Consider the following 5,030-nt stretch of genomic DNA (forward strand, 5'->3'; position numbering starts at 1 on the left):
CGGCGGCGATCAGCCTGCCGCGGCGCTGTCGAGGCGCGGCGGCCGGCGCGGGCGCCGCGGGTACAGAAGCCACGGTTGCGGAAGCCGCCGGCGTATCGGCCGGCCCGGCGGCTTCGACCTCGGTCGGCGCGACCCAGCGATAGCCGAAGCGCGGCACCGTGCGCACGAAGGCCTGGTCGTCGCCGGCGTCGCCGATGGTCCGGCGCAGCTTGCGCATGAGCTGGCCGAGCTGGGCGTCGGTGACGTCGGCGCGGCCCCAGACCGCGGCGATGAGCTCGTCGCGGCCGACGGCACGGTCGCGGTGCTCGATCAGCCAGACCAGTCCGTCGAACACCTTCGGCGACAGGGTGCGCAGGACGCCGTCGGCGTGCAGCTCGCGTTTGGCGACATCCAGGCGGAACGTCGCGAAGCGGTAGACGGGGCGGCTCATGCGGGGCGAAGGCGTGCCTGCGGCGGTCGATCAGCGCCGAGTGTAGCCGCGCCGGCGGCCGGGTCCTGGTCCGCGCGTGCTCGTCGGGCGTGAGCGCGCCGGCTGCCGGGGATGCCGGTTCTGCGGTGGGCGGCCGGGAGCCGCGCCGGCGCGCGCCCCGCGCTGAGCGCGGCACGCCGGTTTCAGAGCAGCTGGTCGATGTCCCGCGGCCAGCTGTCGTGCAGCAGGCGCGACAGCGCGCGGTCGGCCAGCAGCTTGCCGTTGGTCTGGCAGCGCGCGCAGTAGTTCGCCTCGTTGTCGGCGTAGACGATGCGCTGCACCGGCGCACCGCAGACCGGGCAGGGCTTGCCGTAGCGGCCGTGCACGGCCATGGTGTCGTGGAACGCGGTGACTTTCTCCGGGAACGCCGCGCCGGCTTCCTCGCGCAGGCGCTGCGTCCATTCGCTCAGCACCTGTTTGGCCGCGTCGTGCAGCCGCGCTGCGTCGGCGGGGCCCAGCTTCGCGCCGAGCGCGAACGGCGACAGCTTCGCGCGGTGCAGGATCTCGTCGGAATAGCTGTTGCCGATGCCGCTGAACAGGCGCGGATCGGTCAGCGCGCGCTTGACCGTGTGATTGCCCTGGGCCAGGCGCGCGGCGAACTGCGCCGCATCGAGCGCGAACACGTCGAGGCCGCCGGGATCGAGCGCGGCCAGCGCGGCTTCGCCGACGACGTAGTGCAGCGACGCGCGCCGCTTGCTGCCGGCTTCGGTCAGGTACAGCACGCCGTCGTCGAACGCGAAGGAGGCCAACGTGATCCGGCCCGGCGCCTTCGCGCCGGCCTCGCGCCAGCGCAGGCGGCCGGCGATCATCAGGTGGATCACGAGAAAGCGCTCGTCCTCGAGCGCGATCACGATGCGCTTGCCGAGCCGGCGCAGCCCGGCCACGCGGCGCCCGGCGGCATCACCGAGCGGCGGCTCCACGGTGCGCAGCACGAACGGGCTCGCCAGGGTGATCTTCTGCAGGACATGGCCGACGAGGCGCCGTTCCAGGTGCTCGATATAGACCGTGATGTCGGGCAACTCGGGCATGCGCGGCGGGCTCCGGCGGCGGTGCCGCGGCACGATACCATCGCCGCTCCTGCCCGCGGAGCGTCCTCATGCACCGATTCGCCGCCGTCCTGCTCGCTGCCGTCGCGCTTCCGGTGTTCGCGCTGGAACCGAATGCGCAGCTCAAGTCCACGCCGCTGCTGAAAACCACGACGAGCTGGGACGGCAAGCCGCTGGCCTGGCCCGCGGGCCGGGCCGAAGTCACGGCGCTGCTGGTCGAGATCGCGCCGGGCGGCGAGACCGGCTGGCACCGGCATCCGGTGCCGTCGTTCGGCTACGTGCTCGAAGGCACGCTCGAAGTCAGCCTGGCCGACGGCCGGCGCAAGCGCCTGAACGCCGGCGAGGCCTTGGCCGAAGTCGTCGACACCGCGCACGACGGCCGCAACGTCGGCACGCAGCCGCTGAAGCTGCTGGTGTTCTACGCGGGCAGCGCCGGCACGGCGTTGACGCAGAAGGAAGCCGCGGCGCCGGCGCCGTAGCGGCCGCCACGCCGCATTCGCGGCGATGTGGACGATGTGCGCCGGTGGGGGAGTCGGCGCGCTCGCGCGTCTGCCTGGACGAACGTCATTGCACGAAAGGAATCCTCATGAAATCGAGACTGAGCCTGCTCGCCGCCGGACTGCTCGCCGCCACGGCGGCGCCGGCCATGTATCTGAACCCGCAGGGAAGCGGCCAGGTGCTTCTGTTCCCGTACTACAGCGTCAACGCGGGCCAGTCCACCCTGCTGTCGCTCGTCAACGGCAGCGAGCGCGCGAAGTACCTGCACGTGCAGTTCCGCGAGGGTTACAACGGCCGCAGCGTGCTCGATTTCAAGCTGGTTCTCGCACCCCACGACGCCTGGACCGCGACCGTGTTCACCACGGGTGGCGGCGCCGTGCTGATGACGCGCGACGAGAGCTGCACGGCGCCGGACAAGAACAGCTGGGCCGCGCCGTTCCCGGGCGGCGGCCATCAGCAGCCGTTCCTGCCGTATGCGTACATCGACGGTCGCGCCGACGGCGGGCCGACGACGATCGCCCGCACGCGCGAAGGCCTGTTCGAGATCGTCGAGGTGGCCGAGCTCAGCGGGCCGCTCGCCGATGCCGCGAGCGGAAGCCATCCGCCGAACTGCGCGCCGCTGCAGCTCATCGATCCGGCATCGCCTTACGTGCACCCGCCCGGCGGCGGGCTGTACGGTGATTTCGCGATCGTCGACGTCGCCGAAGGCACCTTGTTCGGCGGCCGCGCGACGGCCGTCGACGACTACTCGCAGATCGCGCTCGTCAGCGACACGGCGTCGCTGCTGGACTACCTGTCGATCGGCAACAGCCGCGCCGGCGAGGTCGATGCGGTCGTCGCGACCGGCAGCGGCCGCACCACGCTGACCTACGCGACGCAGGGCGCACTGAACTACGGCGGCATCAACGCGCTGTCGGCACTGCTGATGGCCGACAGCGTACAGGGCGCGATGAGCCGCGAGGCCGGCGTCGGCAGCCACACCGAATGGGTGCTCAGCGCGCCGACCAAATCCCCGTACACCGATCCGGAGCTGCTCGACCTGCCGTCGCCGGCCGCGGCCGCGATACCGCCGTTCGACGAAGTGTTCGGCCGCCAGCACGACGGCGCATCGTGCTCGTCGTATGTGGCCGCGGCCTACGATCGCGAAGGCCGCGCGGTCAGCTTCATCCAGGATCCCGAACTCGCCGTGGTCGATCCGCGCGCGCGGCCGCAGCATGCGCTGTGCTTCGCGGCCAACGTCGTGCATTTCTCCGATCTGCCGGCCGACGGCGCGACGCCGCTGCTCGGCTCGCTGCTCGGCAGCAAGCTCTGGAATCCGGCGCCGACGGTGGAGACGGCGAACGTGCGCCTGACCCTCGGCGCGCGCTCCGGCAGCGCCGTGCGCAACGTCCTGCCGGCCGGCCTGCGCGGCCCGGCCCTGCGCGGACTGCCGCTGATCGGCTTTGAAGCCGTGCGCTACGTCAACGGCAACGTCGCGCCCGGCGTGCTCGCGAACTACACGATGGCGGCGCCGCTGCGCGGCACGCCGGTCTGCGTCGATCCGCTCGGCGGCGGCGCGACCCCCTGTCGCTGAGCGCGGGCGGCCGGCGCCTCGCGCCGGCCGCGGCTCACGGTTCGGCCGGCGTGTTCAGCAGCCGCGCGTAGTCGCGCCGGTACGCAGCGGCGAGACGCTGCTTCTGCGTCGCCGTCAGCAGCTTGCCGGAGACCTGGAAGAACTTCGTTTCCTCTTCGCGCAGATGGTGATGCACTTTCGCCGACAGCTCGCGCGCGGTGGCCATCCAGCCGCGGCCGGACTTGCGCACGACCTGCAGGTCTTCGACGAGCTCGTCGAGCTGGTGGTGTTCGTGCAGCGCATGGCGCGACGCGTCGAGGCCGGCGTCGTGCATCAGCATCGGCACGTAGAGATAGCGCTCCTCGGCCGCTTCGTGCGCGGCGAGTTCCGCGCGCAGGCGGCTGAACAGCGCCGCGCGTGCGGCGGTTCCGGGGTGCGAGCGCAGCAGCCTGCGGCACAGCGAGCGCTGGATCGCATGGCTCTCGCGCAGAGCGTCGTAGATCGTCTCGTTCATCGCGGGGCTCCTGGCGGTGGCAAGGCGGGGGCTCAGCGCGGTCGGCGGCCGAAGCCGAACAGTTCGCGCAGCGGATGCGCGCGGCGTTCGATCAGCGCGCGCAGCAGTCCGGCGCCGAGCACGGAAAACGTGATCCCGTTGCCGCCGTAGGCCAGCGCGAACAGCACGCGGCGGCCGTACTGCGGATGCGGTCCGAACCAGGGCAGGCCGTCGCGCGTCTCGGCGAAGGTGCCGCCCCAGCAGAACGCCGGCTGCAGCGGCAACCGCGGGAACAGCGCCTGCGCGCGGTCGAGCAGGCGCAGCGCCTTGCGCGCGACGCGGCGGTCGCGCCGCGCCGGCAGATCCAGCGCGTCGTCCTCGCCGCCGACGATGACGCGGCCGTCGCGCGTGCAGCGCAGATAGAGATACGGACGCGAGGATTCCCACAGCAAGGTGCGGCGCAGCGGGCCCAGCGCGGCCGCGTCGACGGGTTCGGAAACGAACGCATAGCTGCTGCGGTTGCGCGCGACGTGCTCGCGCAGCCAGCGCTGGCTCGCGTAGCCGGCCGCGACGACGACGTGGCCGGCGCGCACGACCGCGCCGTGGCTGGTGTGCAGCCGCACGTCGCGGCGGCCGACTTCGATCCGTTCGACGCGGCTGCGCTCGTGGACTCCGTTGCCGTTGCGCCGCAGGCGCTGCAGCAGGCGGTTCGTCAGCCGGTACGGATCCAGCGCCGCCGCGGGCCGGTTGACGATGGCCGCGGCCGCGGCGAAGCCGTAGCGTTCGCGCAGGCGCGCCGCGTCCAGCCATTCGACGTCGAAGCCGTGGCGCTTGCGCAGCGCGAACTCGCGCGCGAGCCGCGCGGCATGGCCGGGCCGGCCGGCGTAGTAGACGCTGTCGCAGCGCTGCCAGCCCACGTCGCGGAACGCGCCGGCGATCTCGCCGAGCCGCGCGACGGCGTCGGCGCAGGCG

Annotated in this window: 6 protein-coding genes; 2 read left to right on the plus strand and 4 right to left on the minus strand. The window is 72.7% G+C overall.

What is annotated here, in order from left to right:
- Positions 1-430: winged helix-turn-helix domain-containing protein (locus NON22_RS20100; protein ID WP_257388759.1), on the minus strand; the 430-nt coding region annotated here is incomplete at its 3' end.
- 182 nt (positions 431-612) lie between these two features.
- Positions 613-1,497: an Fpg/Nei family DNA glycosylase gene (locus tag NON22_RS20105; protein WP_257388760.1), complete on the minus strand. Its 885-nt coding sequence runs from the start codon at positions 1,495-1,497 to the stop codon at positions 613-615.
- 68 nt (positions 1,498-1,565) lie between these two features.
- Here NON22_RS20105 and NON22_RS20110 point away from each other — a divergent pair, with 68 nt between their 5' ends.
- Together NON22_RS20110 and NON22_RS20115 are read left to right on the plus strand one after the other, a co-directional pair.
- Positions 1,566-1,994 carry a cupin domain-containing protein gene (locus NON22_RS20110; protein WP_257388761.1) on the plus strand — a complete coding sequence of 143 codons (429 nt, stop codon included), beginning with the start codon at positions 1,566-1,568 and terminating at the stop codon, positions 1,992-1,994.
- A 107-nt stretch (positions 1,995-2,101) separates the two neighbouring features.
- Complete coding sequence (locus tag NON22_RS20115; protein WP_257388762.1) at positions 2,102-3,586, plus strand: hypothetical protein; 1,485 nt, start codon at positions 2,102-2,104, stop codon at positions 3,584-3,586.
- Between the two features lie 34 nt (positions 3,587-3,620).
- Here the strand turns inward: NON22_RS20115 and NON22_RS20120 are convergent, their stop codons facing one another.
- The gene (locus tag NON22_RS20120; protein ID WP_257388763.1) at positions 3,621-4,079 is read right to left on the minus strand and encodes a hemerythrin domain-containing protein; all 459 of its coding nucleotides are present in this window, start codon (positions 4,077-4,079) and stop codon (positions 3,621-3,623) included.
- Positions 4,080-4,111: 32 nt separating this feature from the next.
- Positions 4,112-5,030: NAD(P)/FAD-dependent oxidoreductase (locus tag NON22_RS20125; protein WP_257388764.1), on the minus strand; the 919-nt coding region annotated here is incomplete at its 5' end.

The organism is Tahibacter caeni, assembly GCF_024609805.1.
Lineage (GTDB): Bacteria > Pseudomonadota > Gammaproteobacteria > Xanthomonadales > Rhodanobacteraceae > Tahibacter > Tahibacter caeni.

What these genes read in the sequence shown, in the direction of transcription:
- NON22_RS20115 (WP_257388762.1), top strand. Translation starts at nt 2,102, where the DNA reads ATGAAATCGAGACTGAGCCTGCTCGCCGCCGGACTGCTCGCCGCCACG.
- NON22_RS20105 (WP_257388760.1), bottom strand. Translation starts at nt 1,497, where the DNA reads ATGCCCGAGTTGCCCGACATCACGGTCTATATCGAGCACCTGGAACGG.
- NON22_RS20110 (WP_257388761.1), top strand. Translation starts at nt 1,566, where the DNA reads ATGCACCGATTCGCCGCCGTCCTGCTCGCTGCCGTCGCGCTTCCGGTG.
- NON22_RS20120 (WP_257388763.1), bottom strand. Translation starts at nt 4,079, where the DNA reads ATGAACGAGACGATCTACGACGCTCTGCGCGAGAGCCATGCGATCCAG.